The sequence below is a fragment of the Corynebacterium singulare genome, assembly GCF_000833575.1.
Classification (GTDB): domain Bacteria; phylum Actinomycetota; class Actinomycetes; order Mycobacteriales; family Mycobacteriaceae; genus Corynebacterium; species Corynebacterium singulare.
The window spans coordinates 486,663-503,713 of record NZ_CP010827.1 but is presented as its reverse complement, the minus strand read 5'-3'; the positions used below and the strand labels follow the sequence as shown (position 1 = coordinate 503,713).

Here is a 17,051-nt window from a genome sequence, read left to right as displayed (position 1 = left end):
CAGCTTTTTGCTCAAGGGGCCTCACACATGGCTCAGCATGCAGAAAATGGCCACAACTTGTTCGCATCACGCGAGACGATCCTCGCGTGCGCGGTAAGGGACTCGTTGGAGACAAGTCTGGCTTGTGGCGGTGGAGAGTAGGAGACTACCGGGTAATTTCCTCTATTTACGAAGATGTCGTAGTCATTAACGTCATCGATGTTGGCCACCGGCGCAATATTTACCTGTAGGCATACCACTAACCACCGTCGCAAAACTCACGACCGAGCGACAGCGGCAGGAACTTCTATTCGCCAGCTACGGGGAACTAGCGAGAGACTAAATCGCTTTGTTTTCGTCGATAGGGTTGTCCTCGCGGGTGATTTGAATTACTCCTGCTGAGGGATGAAGCACCTTGTCGCTGTAGACACCAGGTACGAGAACAGTTCCTGACGCGAAGACATGCACAAGATTGCAGTGCGTGAATTTGGTCTCGTCTTCACTGTTCGTGCCGGTCTGCTGTGAAACCGTGCAATTGGTGTAGAACGATCGTACGGGGACGTTCTCTGGCGCTTCAGTAGTGATATCGGTTGGGCTGTTCATAGGCTTCAACCTTAGTGAGATGAGTCCATCTTGCGGGAAGATTGATTCGACAGAGCTAGCAGCGGGTTTTTAGCCGAATGAATGTAAACAGCTTCATAATTGTTTGCCTATCCGGCGTGGAAGTACTTTAAAAGTGGTGCTTTGCACTGGCAGAGTTCTTAGAGACTCTGTCTCCTTTTTGGCGGGGTGGCCGAGTGGCCTATGGCGCCGTACTGAAAATACGGTAACGACTAAAATCGTTCGCGGGTTCGAATCCCGTCCCCGGGGGAAATGTGTTCCACTGTGGTACACCCCAGAGCGACAGTTCGACCGCGACACATTGCGTCATCATCCCCTGGGGTTTTCTTGCGACGAAGTCTCCTCTTCGAAATATTTTCCAATACATTGACCCTAATGCGACAGGTTCTCCGTGGTCTGTTTTCCTAGACTGCGAGTTAGAGGGGTGGGTATAGGTTTATAGGGGGTTCGCCGTTTAACGCACCTGGCCTGCTACTACCTATTTTCCGTGCTAGTCAACTCTCGAACTCGCGGTACTCAACTTACGAACTCGCGCGACCCAACTCCCGAGCTCGCGGTACTCAACTTGCGAACTATGGGTAGCATTAAGGCAATAAGTCTATTGCGACATATGAAGAGGTCTGATTTTGTCTCGGCGCCTAGGGACTTTGCTTGGGGTCAGTGGTCGACCAAAGCAGATTGTGGAGATTGTGCGGCTCGGCTCGAACCACGCGCGGATTCGCGAGTCGTACTACATGTCTGGTGACGCTAAGTATGTCGAGACGAAAGTGCCGCGTGATCGGGTAATCGAGGACGGTGGCGAGGCCTACCGCAGGCAGGGAAGGTCCAAGTGTGCGACGTACCTTGATCTGATGGGGGAGCCGTCTGCGATGGTTAAGGTTGTTCGGGCCTACAAGCACAAGTCGGTAGTCAGATTCTTCGAGGGTGAGCAGCGCTTCCCGGAGACTGGCGGTTGGGGCAGAGAAGTAGAGATACAAACCCGCGACCTGCTCTGGGACGCCGGTAAGTCGTGGGGAAAGCGTCCGGCGAAAATTGTCGAACTGGAAGAAAAGGCAGCGGTGCGCGCTAGTGCTGAAGCGACGCCTGGGTCTACCGAACCGAGCGGGGAGCTGTCACAGTCTTCGGCAACTGTTTCCTATATGCGTGTTTCTAGCCAGGGGCAGCGTCTTGACCGCCAAGTCGAGGAAATCTACCGGCAAGTTGGTGCACCGGATAAAGAGTTCACGGACAAGGTATCGGCGGCAGGTCATGCTGACCGTCCGGGGCTTGATGCTTGTCTGGATTATCTCCGGGCGGGTGATGTTCTCGTTGTAGCAAGTATCGACCGGCTTGCCCGGTCGATGGTGGATCTGCGTCGCATTGTTGATGCGGTTGTCGATAAAGGCGCACAGGTGCGATTTGTTAAAGAGTTGCTGGTGTTTGGGGCAGGGAGTGACCCGCGCTCTGATCTGATGCTTGGCATCCTTGGCTCGCTGGCTGAATTCGAGCGGGCCATTATTCGTGAGCGCCAGGCGGAAGGGATCGCTGCGGCGAAAAAGCGCGGTGTCTACAAGGGGCGAAAGCCTGCCCTTAGTCGCGCGCAGATTGACCAAGCGCGGCAACTTAAGGACGAGGGCGTTGCCGTGACTGAAATCGCGCGACGGTTAAGCGTGCACCGCTCGACGATCTATCGGGCGTTGACTGACTAGTCATCGTTGTCGCGTTCGCGATCTTCTTGGAGCGCCTGTTCCATAAAACCGAGCGTGACCTCTTCGAGCGCATATTTGATAGCGAGACGCTCGTAGTTGGCAGACTTGTTCCCAGTGAATCTTTTCGAGTTGTGGCAGTGAGGCCCATAGCGCCATGCGGAGATAGGTGCCCCGGCTTCGCCTTGTGCGTGCCGCGAGCGCGTCGAGACGTTCGACCAACTCGGGTTCAACGCGAACGGAGATCACCGACCCGCGGCGCACGCGCCGCACCCTAACCGCCCCCTCTCTCGACCCCCTGGAGGTATGCCGGGGCGAGATATTTCTAAAAAGCCTGTCGGGAGGCTGGATGAACCCTTGCTCAAGGCGTGGAAGTAGATTAAAATTGCGTTTGCCGTAAACCTTCGGAAACTCACTTAGGAGGCCGTTATGCGTACTACGTCCTTCCGCCCCCTTGTTGCCACCGCCATGGCGGTACTCGCGTTTTCTTCAGCTGGAATGGGGGCAGCCACCGCTTATGCGGTACCCGCACCGAGCGACACCACCCAGGTAGCGCTCGATCAATCCGGAAATGAGCGGTCCGCTGTTCCTACCGAAGACGGACTCAAGCTGAACACCGCTGTAGGCGATTCCGTGGATATCGCCAACAACGTAGCTACGTGGCGGGATCAAGTGGGTAACGTCATCGCTTCTATCGACCTCGACAATGGGGGCAACGAGAACGTCGTGTTCCGTTACGATGAAGCAACGCAGATGATCGTTGCCCAGACGGTGCACCACGGCGGCGTCATGACAGCCGCATGCATTCCGAAGTGGGTCGCATGGGCCTTCAACATCACCTGGGGAGCCCTGGTGTGCGTCCCTGCGTCGGCAGCTGCCAGCGGCATCGCCACACCCATCGCGGGAATTTTCACCGCCTCAGCCTGCGAGGCTGCAGGAGGTGCAATGATCACCGCGGTTTCCTGCTAATCGGAAAGGACGGCACCCAATGGAAAAACTTTCAACATCGAACCACGTGTACAGCGCCCTAGTGGCGCTGGCCATCACTGCGGTAGCAATTCCGTTCAACCCGGGTATCCCGTGGTTCGCCTGGGCAGGAGCGTTTCTGCTTCTGTTTTTCGCGACCGAGCTCGCCTCCATGTTCATCAAGACTGGGGGTCAGAAGGAAAAGGGAAAGAAGACGCAGGCGGTTCTCTACTTTTCCGGTGCAGCCGCACTCATTCTCATCCTCCTGTTGGTGATCTTTTTCGCCTAACGGAACACGGGAAATGAACGCCGGGCAGCTTTCGTTGCCGGTTGCGTCCCTTAGTGTGGTGTAACGCTTGCTGATGGTGGGCCCTGCCAGATAGTGGGGCGGCCACCGCCAGTAACCTTTCGACTCAACTTCCACATCTCACCGAAAGACATACGACGATGACCGCTGCCCCGCATTCTATCGACCCTGCAACGTACTTGGATGATCTGCTCGCCCAGGCCTCCCCGGATCTGATGCGGCAGATGCTGCAAGGGTTTATCAACCAGATCCTCTCCGCCCAGGCCGACACCGTCTGCGGCGCTGAATACGGCGTTGCTTCTGAACAGCGGGTCAACCACCGCAACGGGTACCGCCACCGCGAGCTCGACACCCGTGTCGGCACAATCGATGTGGCAGTGCCGAAGCTGCGCCACGCACGCGTTCTTCCCGGACTGGCTGTTAGAGCGACGCTCACGTGCCGAACGCGCACTATCAACGGTGATCGCCACGTGCTACCTCAAGGGGGTCTCCACCCGCAGGATGAACGATCTGGTGGCAACACTTGGGATTAACAACCTGTCGAAATCCCAGGTCTCACGCATGTCGAAAGAACTCGACGAGATGGTCGCAGACTTCAGAAACCGCCCACTCGACCCCGGCGGGTACGCCTACCTGTCGTGCGACGCGCTCACGATCAAAGTCCGCGAAGGCGGGCGAGTAGTCAAATGCTGCGTGCTGCTCGCTACCGGGGTCAACGCCGATGGGTATCGCGAAATGCTCGGCATGCACGTCGCCACAGCTGAGTCCAACGCGTCGTGGAAAGGCTTCTTTCCACGACTTAAAAGCCCGCGGGCTGACCGGCTTTCTACCTGATCACCAGCGACGCCCATGAAGGCATCCAGCACGCGATATCTGAAGTGCTGCCCGATGCGTCCTGGCAGCGCTGTCGCACCCATTTCGCGAAGAACCTCTACGAGAAAGTCCCGAAAACCCAGTGGCCGATGGTCTCGGCGATGTTCCAGACCATCTTCCAACAACCCGACGCCCAATCCACCTGGGCTCAAGCCCGCGAAGTCGTCGACCTGTTGGAACCGAAATTCCCCCAGGTTGCGTCCTATCTGGAGGAATCACTCGATGACGTGTTGGCGTTTACCGCAGCCCCGAAACCGGTCTGGACGAAGGTGTGGTCGAACAACCCCACGGAGCGGTTAAACCGGGAGATCCGCCGGCGCACCGATGTCGTGGGCATCTTCCCGAATAGGAAATCGATCATCCGGCTCGTCGGCGCGGTGCTTGCAGAACAACACGACGATTGGATCCAGCAAAACGCTACATGTCACTATCCGCACTCGAACAAACTAAAAAACTCATGCACCGCACAGGAGACAACCATGGTGACCAACACCAGCTAACCGCCTAACAAAACCCCGACCTTCATACCGAGCCGAAAGCACCAACGGCTACACCACTACACGGGACTTGACCCTAGCAAGCCCCAAAGTTAACGTCACTGCAATTTTTAAGTGCATAAGAAAAGCCGCCACCTTCCTTTGTAAAGGAAGATGGCGGCTTTGCGCCTAAAGCACGAGAGCCGAAGACTATTGCTCCTCGGACTCTGCAGCCTCAGCCTCTTCTGCCGGAGCCTCGGTGGTCTCCTCTGCCTCTGCCTCAGCAGCCTCGGCCTCTTCAGCCTTAGCTTCCTCAGCTTCAGCGGCCTTCTTGGAAGCAGCTGCGCGGGTAGCGCGGTTAGCCTCGGAGGTCACGGTCTCCTCGAGAACGAGAGAGATCTGGGACATCGGGGCGTTGTCACCAGCGCGGTTCTCCAGCTTGATGGTGCGGGTGTAGCCACCCTCACGGTTCTCAAACTTCGGTGCCAGCTCGTCAAAGAGGTGGGCAACAACATCCTTGTGCGGGATGAGCTTCAGAACAGCGCGGCGGTCAGCAACGGTGCCGGACTTAGCCTTGGTGATGATCTTCTCGATGTACGGACGAAGAACCTTCGCCTTGGCATCGGTGGTCTTGATTGCGCCGTGCTCGATCAGGCTAGCTGCCAAGTTGCTCAGCAGGTGAGCCTGCTGCTTGGCGGAGCCGCCGAGACGGGCACCCTTCTTAGGGGTTGGCATTGTGTACTCCTCGTGTGCGGATTAATTGAGCGCGCAACGAACGCTGTACGCGTCGTTACGATTCAGCGGAATTCTTTACTCGGAATCCTCAGCAGCCGGGTCCTTGAAGTCACCGGTTTCTGCGTCGTAGCCTTCGAGCTGGGTCGGGTCAAAGTCCTCAGGGGTGTCCTTGAGAGCCAGGCCCAGGTTAGCCAGCTTGATCTTTACCTCGTTGATCGACTTCTGACCGAAGTTGCGGATATCCAACAGGTCCGACTCGGTGCACTCAGCGAGCTCACCAACGGTGTGGATTTCCTGACGCTTCAGGCAGTTGTAGGAGCGGACGGAGAAGTTCAGATCCTCGATCGGCATGCTGTACGCAGCGATGTACTCCGTCTCCTGCGGGGACGGGCCAATTTCGATGCCTTCAGCTGCGGTGTTCAGCTCGCGGGCCAAGCCGAAGAGCTCAACCAGGGTGCCACCGGCAGAGGCCAGGGCATCGCGGGCGGAAATCGAGTTCTTGGTCTCGACGTCGATGATCAGCTTGTCAAAGTCAGTACGCTGCTCAACACGAGTAGCTTCGACCTTGTACGAAACCTTCAGTACCGGGGAGTAAATCTGGTCGACCGGGATGCGGCCGATTTCCCCAGAGGTAGCGGCAGCCGGGACGTAGCCACGGCCGCGCTCGACGACGAGTTCCATTTCCAGCTTGGCGGACTCGTTCAGGGATGCGATGTGGAGATCCGAGTTGTGGATCTCCACGCCAGCCGGCGGCTGGATATCGCCTGCGGTCACCTCGCCAGGGCCCTCTTTGCTCAGGTACATGACAACCGGCTCATCAGAGTCGGAGGACAGAACCAGACCCTTAACGTTAAGGATGATCTCAGAGACGTCTTCCTTCACACCGTTAATGGTGGTGAACTCGTGGAGAACACCATCAATCTTGATGGAGGTGACTGCTGCGCCCGGAATGGAAGACAGCAGGGTGCGACGAAGCGAGTTACCAAGGGTGTAACCAAAGCCCGGCTCGAGCGGTTCGATGACGAACTTGGAGCGAGACGAGTCGATGAATTCCTCGGTGAGCTGAGGACGCTGGGAAATAAGCATGGATTTTCTCCTTGTCGGCGCCCGCTATTTGACGCCGGTAGAAGGGGTAAAGAATCAGATATCGAAAGTTTACTTCGAGTAAAGCTCGACGATGAGCTGCTCCTGCAGCGGAATGTCGATCTGAGCGCGCTCGGGCAGCTGGTGCACGAGGATGCGCAGGGTGTCCGGAACGACCTGCAGCCAAGCCGGGACGTTAGCGTCGGCGAGGCGATCCTGGGCGTCTTCGAACCATTCCATCTTCTGGGAACGCTCACGAACATCGATGATGTCGTACTGCGTAACGCGGAAGGACGGAACGTTGATCTTCTTGCCGTTCACGGTGAAGTGACCGTGGGAGACAAGCTGGCGAGCCTGACGGCGGGTGTTGGCCAGACCGGCGCGGTAGATCACGTTGTCGAGACGGGACTCGAGCAGGACAACCAGGTTGTCACCGGTCTTGCCCGGGAGGCGGTTAGCCTCGGCGTAGTAGCGACGGAATTGACGCTCCAGCACACCGTAGGTGTACTTGGCCTTCTGCTTCTCCTGGAGCTGCAGCAGGTACTCAGATTCCTTGATGCGGTTACGGCCAGCCTGTCCCGGGGGGTACGGGCGGCGCTCAAATGCCATGTCGCCGCCGACCAGGTCGACGCGCAGACGGCGGGATACGCGGGTAGCGGGGCCAGTATAACGAGCCATTGTTTTACCTCTTCCTTTCCCTTAAACCTTGCGGCGCTTGGTCGGACGGCAGCCGTTGTGCGGCTGTGGGGTGGCATCCGTAATCGAGTTAACCTCGAGGCCTGCTGCCTGCAGGGAACGGATGGCGGTCTCGCGGCCGGAGCCCGGACCCTTGACGAAAACGTCAACCTTCTTCATACCGTGGTCCATTGCCTTACGGGCAGCGTTCTCTGCAGCCATCTGGGCAGCGAACGGGGTGGACTTACGGGAACCCTTAAAGCCAACGTGGCCGGAGGATGCCCAGGAGATGACAGCACCGGACGGGTCCGTGATGGACACGATGGTGTTGTTGAAGGTGGACTTGATGTAAGCGTGGCCAGCGGCCACGTTCTTCTTTACGACGCGACGACCACCACGGCGCGCGCCGGAACGAGTCTTCGGTGGCATGTTTTACTTCTTCTTTCCTGCGATCGTCTTCTTCGGACCCTTGCGCGTACGAGCGTTGGTCTTGGTGCGCTGACCACGAACGGGCAGGCCACGGCGGTGGCGGATACCCTGGTAGCAGCCGATTTCAATCTTGCGACGGATGTCAGCCTGAACCTGGCGGCGGAGGTCACCCTCGACCTTCCAGGTAGCTTCAATGACGTCACGCAGCGCCGACAGCTGATCATCATCCAGGTTGTCGGTGCGCAGGTCGGGAGAAATGCCGGTCTTTTCCAGCAGTTCCTTGGCACGGGAAGGCCCGATGCCGTAGATGTAGGTGAGAGCAACCTCCATGCGCTTGTTGCGCGGGAGGTCAACACCAGCTAGACGTGCCATATGGCTAGTCCTTTCGGGTTGTTACGATGGTTTTCTCCTCATCCGTCCCCCACCACGCATACGCTTCGCCCCGGACCGAGCCGGGGATTCAGTGGGCATGCTTAGCAGTGCAGGCTCAGGCCATCGCAGCCTGAGGTAGAAAGGGACGCATCAAGTGCGTCCCGTGGATAAGGAGGCTTACTGTCTTTACTTGTAGCGGTAGACGATGCGTCCGCGGGTCAGATCATAAGGAGACAGCTCCACAACCACGCGATCCTCCGGGAGAATGCGGATGTAGTGCTGACGCATCTTGCCAGAAATGTGTGCAAGAACCTTGTGCCCGTTGTCAAGCTCGACGCGGAACATTGCGTTGGGCAGGGGTTCGACGATGCGACCCTCAACCTCGATTGCGCCTTCCTTAGCCATAACCTCTACTTTTCTGGTGAGACGGGAATTGTGCCGCGCTTGGCGACGCCCCTCTTCACCTGCATGTTTAGTGTCTACTGCCTGGTGCCGCCCGAAGTCTCATCCGTGAATAGAAGAGCCACGTGTGGACACCAGCACTCAAGCATACGCTGCGACCACCTCTTTTCCAAATGCGCCTAGCGCAGCTCACTGATTTCAGCCGTGAAGACACGCCGAAGCCCACCACCTCAATGAGGCGGCGGGCTTCAGATTGGTAGTGCGACGGCTTGAGCCATCACGCGGTCTTAGTAGATGAAGACCTTGGAACCCATAGGCACGTCATTCCAGAAACGGACGGCATCCTGGTGTGGCAGGCGAACGCAACCGGCAGACTCGTAGGCCGGGGAGCCCTCGTGGAAGGCGTGGCCATTGTTGGTGAAGTACATCGCGTACGGCATCGGTGCGTTGCCGAACTCGTGGGAGACTTCGTCCTTGATCTTGCGGTTAATGTAGAAGGTGCCGGCCGGGGTCTCCTCCCCCGGCTTGCCGCTTGACATACCAGTAGCAACGTAAGTGACGTGACCGTTGCCGTCCTGGAGCCAGGTACGGTGACCACCGCGATCAACACACACGCGGGCATCTGCCGGACATGGGCCAGTATCGAACCTCTGGGCCTGACGCTCGGCCTCAGCCTTGCGGGCTGCTTCCTCAGCAGCGGCCTTCTCTCGGGCAATCTCGGCGGCGTGAGCACGTTCCTCAGCCTCGCGAGCAGCACGAATCTCGGCGTTCTTCTGAGCGATCAGACCCGGGAACACCAACTCGATGGCGCCGTCAATGACCGGCTGTAGGGCATCTGCGGCCTGCGGATTAGCAGCCTTGAGGGAAGTAAGAATGTCGTTGCGGGACGTCCACGCGTTCTCGCGAGTCTGGCCTACGAAACCGTCAATCTGGGACTGAACGTCGGAGGACAGGGATTCGATGGAAGGGACAGGCTGCGCCTGGGCAGCCGGGGCAGTCGCGAGTGAGACGGTCACGAGCCCCGCTGCGGCAACTCGGCGTAGGGAACGAGCGCCAGCGAAGGAGGAAAATTTAGACATGGCAAGAAGTATAGACTGTCCTGCCATGATTTCCTACCTATGAGTATCGGCGAGTGAGAATACGGGGACCGTTCTCCGTGGCCGCTACAGTGTGCTCCCAGTGTGCGGCGAGGGAGTTATCGAGGGTGACGACAGTCCAGTCGTCGTCAAGCACGGCGTTGTCCTCCGTGCCCAACGTCAGCATCGGCTCGATTGCCAGGACCGAGCCTTCCTGAATGATGGGGCCGCGGCCGGCTTTGCCTTCATTGGCCAGGTAGGGTTCCTCGTGCATCTCACGGCCAATACCGTGGCCGCCGTATCCATCAACGATGTAGAGTTCGACGCCGAACTTGTCCTCGGCGCGGTACGTGGCCTGCTCGAGGGCGGCCGAAACGTCCGTGAGGCGGTTGCCGGGCACCATAGCCTTGAGCCCTTCGTGCAGGACCCATTCGGTGGCGTCAGACAGCGCCTGAGCTTCAGGGCTGAGCTTTCCGACGCCAAACGTCCAAGCACTATCCCCTACCCATCCATCGAGCGTTGCACCGCAATCGATGGAGATGAGGTCACCGTCAGCAAGGACGACGTCACTACTGGGAATCCCGTGAACAATGACGTCATTGACAGACGCACAGATAGACCCAGGGAATCCGCCATAGCCCTTGAATGTAGGCACGGCTCCGGCATCCCGGATGGTGCGCTCCGCAACCTCGTCGAGCTCGAGTGTGCTCACGCCAACCGCGGCGGCGGCGCGCACGGCCTGCAAAGCGCGGCCAACGATCTCGCCGGCCGCCTGCATGGCGTCGAGCTCTCCCGGGGTACGGGCAGGCATGGCCCTTGTGCGACGTCGAAAAGCCATAGGAACAGGGTTTACTTACCCATCGCCTTGAGGGCGCGTTCGTTGATTTCCTCAACGGAGCCCTCTGCCTGGACCGGAATGATGGCCTCGCCGTAGTGCTCGATGAGGGGGAAGGTCTCATCGCGGTACACACCAAGGCGGGTGCGGATGGTCTCTTCGGTATCGTCAGCGCGGCCGCGAGCAAGCATGCGCTCGACGACGACATCTTCAGACACCTCAAAGTTCAGAACGCCATCAAGCTTCAGGCCCTTGTCCGCGAGGAGCTTCTCCAGGATGTCGGCCTGCTCCACAGTGCGGGGGAAGCCATCGAGAAGGAAGCCGTCCTTGGCATCATCCTGGTTGAGGCGATCCTCCACCATGCGTGCGGTCACGTCGGTCGGGACCAGCTTGCCGGCGTCGATGTAGGACTTGGCCTCAACACCAAGCGGGGTGCCCTCGCCGATATTGGCGCGGAAGAGGTCACCGGTGGAGATGTGCGGGACGCCGAGCTTCTCGCTGAGGAGAGCGGCTTGGGTGCCCTTGCCGGCACCGGGAGGGCCAAGGAGTACGTAACGCATTACTTAAGCAGTCCTTCGTAGTTGGATTGTAGGAGCTGGGACTCGATCTGCTTGACCGTGGTCAGCGCGACCGAGACCATAATGAGGATAGCGGTACCACCAAACGCGGAGGTGCCGCTAGCACCTGCCCGACCGACGCCCAGATCCAGAAGAATATTCGGGAGGACGGCGATGAGCGCGAGGTAGATCGAGCCGACGAAGAGAAGGCGGTTCATGACGAAGCCCAAGTATTCGGCGGTCGGTCGGCCCGGGCGGATACCCGGGATAAATCCACCATACTTCTTCATGTTGTCTGCCTGCTCGGCTGGGTCGTACTGAACCGACACGTAGAAGTAGGAGAAGAAGATGGTGAGAACAAAGTACAGGACGATGTACTGCCAGGAGCTCGGCGCCTGAAGGTGGGCAATGACATTGCGCTGCCACCAGTTGTCTGACACGCCCGGGGATCCGGAGTTCACAATCTGGGTGATGAGCACCGGCATGTAGATCAGGGAGGAAGCGAAGATGACCGGGATAACGCCGGCCTGGTTAACCTTCAATGGCAGGTAGGTGGAGGAGCCACCGTACTGGCGGCGACCCACCATACGCTTAGCGTACTGGACCGGGATGCGGCGCTGGCCCTGCTCGATGAAGGTAATGCCGACAACCAAGACGATGAGGCCGGCAAGAACCATGGCGAAGACAAGGCCGCCGTTGTTCTGCATGATGCTGAGGCCATCGGTAGGAAGGCGGGTAGCAATACCGGCGAAGATCATGAGAGACATGCCGTTGCCAATGCCCTTCTCCGTGATGAGCTCACCCATCCACATGACGAGGATGGCACCAGCGGTCATGGTGATAACCAAGACCACGAGGGTGAAGAAGTTACGATCCTCCGCTAGGACGCGCACGCCTTGGCCAAGCAGCTGCTCGCGGTCTGCCAAGGCCACAATGCCGGAGGACTGCAGAAGAGCCAGGGCCAAAGTGAGGTAACGCGTGTACTGCGTCATCTTGGCTTGACCAGACTGGCCCTCCTTCTTCAGCTGCTCAAAGTGCGGGATGACCACGGTCAGCAGCTGCACGATAATCGACGCCGTAATGTACGGCATGATGCCGATAGCAAAGATAGACAGCTGCAGCAGCGCACCACCGGAGAATAGGTTGATCACTGAGTAGAGATTGCCGGATTCTTCCGTCAGCTCGCGAAGACGGCCAGCGATGGTGGCGTAATCGACGCCCGGGGACGGGATCTGCGCGCCAACGCGGTAAAGGATAATCATCACGAGGGTGAAGATGATCTTCTTTCGCAGGTCGGCGTCTTTGAAAGCCTGGAAAATGGCGGACACTACTAAATCCTCCTGGCCTACCGCGCTTAAACTACGGGCCGAAACTACCGCGCACGGAGGTGGAACTCATCTGTTCCTACTGGATGAGAGCCCTTTCAGGCACTCCATAGAAACGGTTGAACACTTTTGACCCCATTACCCTACCAGCCAAACAACATTTCTCCACATCAGCCCCTCCGAAAGTGCTTCAGGGCCCGTACCGGCTCCACGGCGCGAATTCCCAGATACCTCGTGTGCTAACGGAATACCCACACACTAGGGCTTGCACACGCGGATCCTTAGCGCGACTGCGTCGATGGGCCTACCATAGCGGATATTGCCTTCCAGCAATGTCCTTACAAGGGTCCTACACCTCTTCGACCTCTCACGTGACGCCAAGTGCGCCTCGGAGTATGGCCGTACTTTATCTGCCTGCCGACGAAGCGAAAGAAGTATGTAGTTTTATGAGTAAGCGATTTACCCCCATGACTGTGGCGGAGATCATCGACGCCTTCGTGCCCACTCCCAATCCCTTCCGGTGGGAGGCCTTCGATGGTTCCTCCACCGGCCCAACGGACTCGCAATTCACGGTCAGAATCAACAGCTTGCAAGGCTTGGCCTACATCGCAACGCACCCAGGCGACGTAGGCTTCGCGCGCGCCTACGTCACGGATGGAATTACAGTCGAAGGCGAGCACCCAGCGCATCCTTACGGCATCTTTGACGCCCTCCACGCCATGTATGACAAGTTCAGCCGTCCAGATGCCGTCACGCTTGCTCGCGTTGTGCGCTCACTCGCCGCCATGGGCGCCTTCCGCGTCCAGCCTGTCCCGGAGGTAGAGCGCGCTTCCTGGTTGCGCCGCAAGCTGCATGAAGGACTATCCAAGCACTCCAAGGAACGCGACGCCGATGTCATTTCTGATCACTATGACGTAGGAAATGACTTTTATGAGCTCTTCCTGGGCGATTCCATGACCTACACCTGCGCTTACTACCCTTCCCCTGAGGCCACGCTCGACGAAGCACAGGAGAATAAATACCGCCTTATCTTCGACAAGCTAAGGCTCAAGGAGGGGGATCGCCACCTCGACGTCGGGTGCGGCTGGGGCGGCATGGTGCGCTACGCGGCCAAACGCGGGGTGAAGTCCCTCGGCGTAACCCTGTCCAAGGAACAGGCCGAATGGGGCCAAGCCAAAATCAAGGAAGAAGGCCTCGAGGACCTAGCAGAGATCCGTTTTATGGATTATCGCGACGTCACTGAAGAAGGTTTCGATGCAATCTCCGCCATTGGCTTGCTAGAGCACATTGGCGTAAAAAATTACCCTGACTTCTTCAGCTTCCTCCACGGAAAGCTCAAGCCCGGCGGGCTGATGCTCAACCACTGCATCACCTACCCGGACAACCACAAAACGCCGAAAGGCGGATTCATCGACCGCTACATCTTCCCTGACGGTGAGCTTTCTGGTTCCGGCACCATCACCAAGTGCATGCAGGATGCCGGTTTTGAGGTATTCCACACAGAGTCATTGCGCTTTGATTACATGCGGACGCTTCATGACTGGTGCGAGAACCTCAAGGAGACGTGGGAGGAAGCCTGCTCCCTCGTCGGACTTCCCACTGCACGTCTATGGGCGATTTACATGGCAGGTTCTGAGTGGGGATTCGAGCACAACATCATCAATCTGTATCACTTCCTCGGTGTCAAAATCGGCAACGCCGGATCCCGCGCCGGTGTGCCGGAGCGCCGCTGGTGGGACGATTCGCGCTTCTAAAGGAGGACTATGATCTCGCGTGTCATTAACCGTTTGAGAACTCAACGCAGCGTTGACGCTATTGAGATAGCGCCGATGGGCTGGGCGGAGCATCGGGAGGGCGTCGATAAGCTCCTGCGAAGTTTCTACGCGGTACCGAAAGATAAACGTGTGCGCCTGGCCAAGAAGACGTCCAATCTCTTCCGTGGACGCAGCGGGGAGCAGGTCGGCCTCGATGTTTCTGGGTTGGGCGGGGTCATTGAGATAGATCCCATCGCGAAGACTGCTGAAGTGCAGGGCATGTGCACCTATGAAGACCTCGTTGACGCCACGCTGCCGCACGGGCTTATGCCTTTTGTGGTTCCGCAGTTGAAGACAATCACGCTGGGCGGGGCCGTCACGGGCATGGGCGTGGAATCGACAAGTTTCCGCGATGGACTACCCCACGAGTCCGTACTCGAGATGGATATCTTGACCGGCACCGGAGAGATCATCACGTGCTCACGCGAGAAAAACGTGGACCTCTTTCGTCTCTTTCCAAACTCCTATGGCTCGCTAGGGTACGCGGTACGCCTCAGAATCGAACTTCGCGCGGTCAAACCATATGTGGAACTCAGGGAGGTGAGATTCGACGACGTCGAGGAGCTCAGCACTGTACTTGCCCGCGTTTCCGAAACCCAGACCTACGACGGCGTGGAGGTCCACGGGCTGGATGGCGTCGTCTTTTCCCCGGAAGAAGCTTATCTGGTTATGGCCCGTTTTACGGATGACGAAGGGCCTACCTCCGACTACACGCGCGAGAAGATCTTCTACCGCAGCCTCCAGCACTCGCGCGGAATTCGACACGATCGCCTCACGGTCCGTGATTACATTTGGCGCTGGGATACAGACTGGTTCTGGTGCTCCCGCGCCTTCGGTGCACAAAACCCTCGCGTGCGCCGAATCTGGCCGCGCCAACTGCGCCGTAGCTCCTTCTACTGGAAGCTCGTTCGTCTCGACCGCACATACGAGCTGGAATATCACTTCATCAAGAAACCCAAGGGCTTGCCCCGCGGCGAACGCGTTGTCCAAGACATCGAAGTAACCCCGGACAAACTGCCAGAGTTTTTACGCTGGTTCTTCACCGCGTCTGACATCCAGCCGGTATGGCTATGCCCGATTCGTCTCCGCGAGGGCGTCGAGGAGCTTATCGGCCGGGGCGACATCGCCGCGGACTCGCCGGCTCCGTGGCCGTTGTACCCCCTCCGTCCCAGCCAGACGTGGATCAACGTTGGATTCTGGTCCGGCGTGGAAGGCAACCACGTCGATCCCTCCGCCCCCGGCAACGGCGCATTCAACCGCGTTATCGAGTCAAAGATCAACGAACTGGGTGGGCACAAGTCCCTCTATTCAGAAGCCTTCTACTCCCCCGAGAAATTCGCTGAACTCTACGGTGGCGACCTTCCCGAACGCATTAAGGCCGTTACCGACCCGTCCGACCGCTTCCCAAGCCTCTTTGAGAAGACGGTCAACGACGCCTAGATCCGGCGCCGGCGACAACAGGAGAAGCCCCCACAGTCAGGCTCGTTTTCCTGACTGCGGGGGCTTCTCGCGTGTAAGGTCCTACGCGACGGCGTCGACGCGGACAAAGCCGTTGTCCGCCAGAGACGTCATCATACGGTCAACCGCAGCTTGGTCGGTGTCCGGGTTATAAGACTCAAGGAAAACGATGTGGGCGGTCGTGGTGCCCTCGAAACGGATGGTCATGAACTCATGACCCAGCTCCTCAGTGACAAGGAAAAGGTCACGCTCCACAGCCTTCTGAGGAGTAAGGTTCTCACCCGGCTGCACAACAGATGCGTCTTCACCCGCAGTGGCAGCCGCATTCTCCACGTGCGCGGCTGCGTGGGTAGGTGCACCAGTGTTATCAAGCGGCGCCGCCAGGCCGAACAACGACAACACTGCGGCCATAACGCCGGCCACGAACTGGTTAATAATGGTCATGATATTTTCCTTAGACTGGTTTGCAGTAACCCTGTGCAAAAAAATATATCACCCCGCGCGTTTATAAGCTACTTGCGATCAATCTATGAGATCTAAAAGACACCCCATGCCCTGCAAGTTCATTCTCATCCGGACGAAAATTCCGGCCCAACCCACTTAAATTGTTCGCTATCATCCTGCAAAATGCAGGTTTTCTTCTCAGCTTTAAGCTCATGCGACGCCACAACGCAAGAACCCTCCCGCAGGACACCTTAACGGTGACTTGCGGGAGGGTTCCCTGACTCTCACAGAGTCTGGTGAGAATTACTTGGTGGTGGCGGAGCCGCCAGCAGCCTCAATCTTCTCGACAGCAGACTTGGAGAACTTATCAGCGGTGACATTCAGCTTGACGTTGATGTCGCCGTTGCCCAGAACCTTGACCGGCTGGTTAGCGCGGACGAGGCCGGCAGCTGCGATGTCGGCAACGGTGATGTCGCCGCCCTCTGCGAACTTCTCGGCCAGGTCAGCAACGTTAACTACCTGGTACTCAACGTGGTTCGGGTTCTTGAAGCCCTTGAGCTTCGGCAGACGCATGTGCAGCGGCATCTGGCCACCCTCGAAAGCAGCGGAAACCTGCTTACGAGCGCCGGTGCCCTTGGTACCGCGACCAGCGGTCTTACCCTTGGATGCCTCACCGCGGCCGACGCGGGTCTTAGGCTTGTTGGAGCCTGCGGCCGGGCGCAGGTCGTGGAGCTTGATGATATCAGCCATGGTTTACTCCCCTGCCACTTCTTCGACGGTGACCAGGTGACGCACCTTCTGAACCATGCCGCGGATGATCGGGGTGTCCTGCTTCACAACAGTGTGACCGATGCGCTTGAGGCCGAGCGCCTCAATGTTCTTGCGGTGGTTCGGCTTGGTGCCCACAAGGCCCTTTACCTGAGTAATCTTCAGAGCCAT

Annotated in this window: 21 protein-coding genes, 1 tRNA gene and 1 pseudogene; 8 read left to right on the top strand and 15 right to left on the bottom strand. The window is 58.2% G+C overall.

Going from position 1 to position 17,051, the window contains the following annotated elements; all coding sequences use genetic code 11:
- The first annotated feature begins 86 nt into the window (after positions 1–86).
- A complete protein-coding gene (locus CSING_RS13185) occupies positions 87–230 on the top strand; it encodes a type II toxin-antitoxin system RelE family toxin (RefSeq protein ID WP_236684011.1) in 144 nt (47 codons plus the stop codon).
- Positions 231–318: 88 nt separating this feature from the next.
- Here CSING_RS13185 and CSING_RS02400 read toward each other — a convergent pair whose 3' ends face one another.
- On the bottom strand, positions 319–582 hold the full coding sequence (locus CSING_RS02400) for a hypothetical protein (RefSeq protein ID WP_042529372.1): 264 nt from the start codon (positions 580–582) through the stop codon (positions 319–321).
- 180 nt (positions 583–762) lie between these two features.
- Between CSING_RS02400 and CSING_RS02395 the strand changes: the two genes are divergently transcribed.
- A tRNA-Phe gene (locus tag CSING_RS02395) sits at positions 763–849 on the top strand.
- Between the two features lie 485 nt (positions 850–1,334).
- Complete coding sequence (locus CSING_RS13985; protein WP_236684010.1) at positions 1,335–2,288, top strand: recombinase family protein; 954 nt, start codon at positions 1,335–1,337, stop codon at positions 2,286–2,288.
- Here CSING_RS13985 and CSING_RS13180 read toward each other — a convergent pair whose 3' ends face one another.
- Positions 2,289–2,534, bottom strand: a complete 246-nt coding sequence (locus CSING_RS13180; protein WP_236684061.1) for a ribbon-helix-helix protein, CopG family — start codon at positions 2,532–2,534, stop codon at positions 2,289–2,291.
- A gap of 180 nt (positions 2,535–2,714) precedes the next feature.
- Here CSING_RS13180 and CSING_RS02385 point away from each other — a divergent pair, with 180 nt between their 5' ends.
- From CSING_RS02385 to CSING_RS13175, 3 genes and pseudogenes are all read left to right on the top strand, one after another.
- Positions 2,715–3,254, top strand: a complete 540-nt coding sequence (locus tag CSING_RS02385) for a hypothetical protein (RefSeq protein WP_236684009.1) — start codon at positions 2,715–2,717, stop codon at positions 3,252–3,254.
- 19 nt (positions 3,255–3,273) lie between these two features.
- The gene (locus tag CSING_RS02380; protein ID WP_042529368.1) at positions 3,274–3,540 is read left to right on the top strand and encodes a hypothetical protein; all 267 of its coding nucleotides are present in this window, start codon (positions 3,274–3,276) and stop codon (positions 3,538–3,540) included.
- A 158-nt stretch (positions 3,541–3,698) separates the two neighbouring features.
- Positions 3,699–4,939 (top strand): annotated as a pseudogene (locus tag CSING_RS13175) (IS256 family transposase).
- 178 nt (positions 4,940–5,117) lie between these two features.
- Here the strand turns inward: CSING_RS13175 and rplQ are convergent.
- From rplQ to secY, 10 genes are all read right to left on the bottom strand, one after another.
- Positions 5,118–5,642: a 50S ribosomal protein L17 gene (gene rplQ / locus CSING_RS02360; protein WP_042529362.1), complete on the bottom strand. Its 525-nt coding sequence runs from the start codon at positions 5,640–5,642 to the stop codon at positions 5,118–5,120.
- Positions 5,643–5,717: 75 nt separating this feature from the next.
- On the bottom strand, positions 5,718–6,728 hold the full coding sequence (locus CSING_RS02355; RefSeq protein WP_042529360.1) for a DNA-directed RNA polymerase subunit alpha: 1,011 nt from the start codon (positions 6,726–6,728) through the stop codon (positions 5,718–5,720).
- A gap of 69 nt (positions 6,729–6,797) precedes the next feature.
- Entirely contained in the window at positions 6,798–7,403 is a 606-nt protein-coding gene (gene rpsD / locus CSING_RS02350) for a 30S ribosomal protein S4 (RefSeq protein ID WP_042529358.1), read from the bottom strand.
- A gap of 21 nt (positions 7,404–7,424) precedes the next feature.
- Positions 7,425–7,829 (bottom strand): 30S ribosomal protein S11, encoded by a 405-nt coding sequence (rpsK, locus tag CSING_RS02345; RefSeq protein WP_042529356.1) that lies wholly within the window; start codon positions 7,827–7,829, stop codon positions 7,425–7,427.
- A 3-nt stretch (positions 7,830–7,832) separates the two neighbouring features.
- Entirely contained in the window at positions 7,833–8,201 is a 369-nt protein-coding gene (gene rpsM / locus CSING_RS02340; protein WP_039673764.1) for a 30S ribosomal protein S13, read from the bottom strand.
- A gap of 186 nt (positions 8,202–8,387) precedes the next feature.
- Positions 8,388–8,606, bottom strand: coding sequence for a translation initiation factor IF-1 (infA, locus tag CSING_RS02335; protein WP_003854422.1), 219 nt, complete (start codon positions 8,604–8,606; stop codon positions 8,388–8,390).
- Positions 8,607–8,890: 284 nt separating this feature from the next.
- Positions 8,891–9,682, bottom strand: a complete 792-nt coding sequence (locus tag CSING_RS02330; protein ID WP_042529353.1) for a L,D-transpeptidase — start codon at positions 9,680–9,682, stop codon at positions 8,891–8,893.
- Positions 9,683–9,719: 37 nt separating this feature from the next.
- Positions 9,720–10,517, bottom strand: coding sequence for a type I methionyl aminopeptidase (map, locus tag CSING_RS02325; protein WP_042529351.1), 798 nt, complete (start codon positions 10,515–10,517; stop codon positions 9,720–9,722).
- Positions 10,518–10,528: 11 nt separating this feature from the next.
- Positions 10,529–11,074, bottom strand: a complete 546-nt coding sequence (locus CSING_RS02320) for an adenylate kinase (protein WP_042529349.1) — start codon at positions 11,072–11,074, stop codon at positions 10,529–10,531.
- Positions 11,074–12,399, bottom strand: a complete 1,326-nt coding sequence (gene secY, locus CSING_RS02315; RefSeq protein ID WP_042529347.1) for a preprotein translocase subunit SecY — start codon at positions 12,397–12,399, stop codon at positions 11,074–11,076. The genes CSING_RS02320 and secY overlap by 1 nt, the downstream gene beginning before the upstream one ends.
- 443 nt (positions 12,400–12,842) lie before the next feature.
- Here secY and CSING_RS02310 point away from each other — a divergent pair, with 443 nt between their 5' ends.
- Positions 12,843–14,150 carry a class I SAM-dependent methyltransferase gene (locus CSING_RS02310; protein WP_042529345.1) on the top strand — a complete coding sequence of 436 codons (1,308 nt, stop codon included), beginning with the start codon at positions 12,843–12,845 and terminating at the stop codon, positions 14,148–14,150.
- Between the two features lie 9 nt (positions 14,151–14,159).
- On the top strand, positions 14,160–15,650 hold the full coding sequence (locus CSING_RS02305; RefSeq protein WP_042529343.1) for an FAD-binding oxidoreductase: 1,491 nt from the start codon (positions 14,160–14,162) through the stop codon (positions 15,648–15,650).
- 81 nt (positions 15,651–15,731) lie between these two features.
- Here the strand turns inward: CSING_RS02305 and CSING_RS02300 are convergent, their stop codons facing one another.
- The 3 genes from CSING_RS02300 to rpmD all read right to left on the bottom strand — a co-directional run bounded on the left by CSING_RS02300 (position 15,732) and on the right by rpmD (position 17,051).
- Positions 15,732–16,112, bottom strand: coding sequence for a hypothetical protein (locus CSING_RS02300; protein WP_042529342.1), 381 nt, complete (start codon positions 16,110–16,112; stop codon positions 15,732–15,734).
- A 303-nt stretch (positions 16,113–16,415) separates the two neighbouring features.
- A complete protein-coding gene (gene rplO / locus CSING_RS02295) occupies positions 16,416–16,862 on the bottom strand; it encodes a 50S ribosomal protein L15 (RefSeq protein WP_042529340.1) in 447 nt (148 codons plus the stop codon).
- Positions 16,863–16,865: 3 nt separating this feature from the next.
- A complete protein-coding gene (rpmD, locus tag CSING_RS02290) occupies positions 16,866–17,051 on the bottom strand; it encodes a 50S ribosomal protein L30 (protein WP_042529338.1) in 186 nt (61 codons plus the stop codon).

Excerpts from the sequence above, each read along its gene's own strand:
- CSING_RS02400 (WP_042529372.1), bottom strand. The coding sequence starts at position 582 with ATGAACAGCCCAACCGATATCACTACTGAAGCGCCAGAGAACGTCCCC.
- CSING_RS13985 (WP_236684010.1), top strand. The coding sequence starts at position 1,335 with ATGTCTGGTGACGCTAAGTATGTCGAGACGAAAGTGCCGCGTGATCGG.
- CSING_RS02385 (WP_236684009.1), top strand. The coding sequence starts at position 2,715 with ATGCGTACTACGTCCTTCCGCCCCCTTGTTGCCACCGCCATGGCGGTA.
- CSING_RS02380 (WP_042529368.1), top strand. The coding sequence starts at position 3,274 with ATGGAAAAACTTTCAACATCGAACCACGTGTACAGCGCCCTAGTGGCG.
- rplQ (WP_042529362.1), bottom strand. The coding sequence starts at position 5,642 with ATGCCAACCCCTAAGAAGGGTGCCCGTCTCGGCGGCTCCGCCAAGCAG.
- CSING_RS02355 (WP_042529360.1), bottom strand. The coding sequence starts at position 6,728 with ATGCTTATTTCCCAGCGTCCTCAGCTCACCGAGGAATTCATCGACTCG.
- rpsD (WP_042529358.1), bottom strand. The coding sequence starts at position 7,403 with ATGGCTCGTTATACTGGCCCCGCTACCCGCGTATCCCGCCGTCTGCGC.
- rpsK (WP_042529356.1), bottom strand. The coding sequence starts at position 7,829 with ATGCCACCGAAGACTCGTTCCGGCGCGCGCCGTGGTGGTCGTCGCGTC.
- rpsM (WP_039673764.1), bottom strand. The coding sequence starts at position 8,201 with ATGGCACGTCTAGCTGGTGTTGACCTCCCGCGCAACAAGCGCATGGAG.
- infA (WP_003854422.1), bottom strand. The coding sequence starts at position 8,606 with ATGGCTAAGGAAGGCGCAATCGAGGTTGAGGGTCGCATCGTCGAACCC.
- CSING_RS02330 (WP_042529353.1), bottom strand. The coding sequence starts at position 9,682 with ATGTCTAAATTTTCCTCCTTCGCTGGCGCTCGTTCCCTACGCCGAGTT.
- map (WP_042529351.1), bottom strand. The coding sequence starts at position 10,517 with ATGGCTTTTCGACGTCGCACAAGGGCCATGCCTGCCCGTACCCCGGGA.
- CSING_RS02320 (WP_042529349.1), bottom strand. The coding sequence starts at position 11,074 with ATGCGTTACGTACTCCTTGGCCCTCCCGGTGCCGGCAAGGGCACCCAA.
- CSING_RS02310 (WP_042529345.1), top strand. The coding sequence starts at position 12,843 with ATGAGTAAGCGATTTACCCCCATGACTGTGGCGGAGATCATCGACGCC.
- CSING_RS02305 (WP_042529343.1), top strand. The coding sequence starts at position 14,160 with ATGATCTCGCGTGTCATTAACCGTTTGAGAACTCAACGCAGCGTTGAC.
- CSING_RS02300 (WP_042529342.1), bottom strand. The coding sequence starts at position 16,112 with ATGACCATTATTAACCAGTTCGTGGCCGGCGTTATGGCCGCAGTGTTG.
- rplO (WP_042529340.1), bottom strand. The coding sequence starts at position 16,862 with ATGGCTGATATCATCAAGCTCCACGACCTGCGCCCGGCCGCAGGCTCC.
- rpmD (WP_042529338.1), bottom strand. The coding sequence starts at position 17,051 with ATGGCTCTGAAGATTACTCAGGTAAAGGGCCTTGTGGGCACCAAGCCG.